The sequence below is a fragment of the Helicobacter sp. T3_23-1059 genome, assembly GCF_053654515.1.
The window spans coordinates 1-307 of sequence record NZ_JBSIUV010000270.1 but is presented as its reverse complement, the minus strand read 5'-3'; the positions used below and the strand labels follow the sequence as shown (position 1 = coordinate 307).

Here is a 307-nt window from a genome sequence, read left to right as displayed (position 1 = left end):
TGTAGCAGATAAGAAAACTTCTGTATTTTTGCTTTATTTTGCTTACAACTGCAAGCAAAAGGTATGCTAAAACGAAATAATTGTGTTTATACTCAAATTGTAAAGCATTGCTCTGCAGATGAGCTTTTGCCTATAATACAGAATTTAAGCAATATGAATGAGACAGAATTTTATAGTGATTATTGGGTGGCTTATGATGGATTAGTAGATTTCTTTGCTTTGCTTACAACTGCAAGCAAAAGTGGCAAAAGCACATTATCGAGTCAAACACTCAAAAAATGAGTTTGTGCTAGGTAGAAATCATATA

Annotated in this window: 1 pseudogene; it reads left to right on the top strand. The window is 32.2% G+C overall.

Going from position 1 to position 307, the window contains the following annotated elements:
• Positions 1 to 60: 60 nt before the first annotated feature.
• Positions 61 to 307, top strand: a pseudogene (locus ACWIX0_RS14380) (hypothetical protein); the annotation flags it as partial.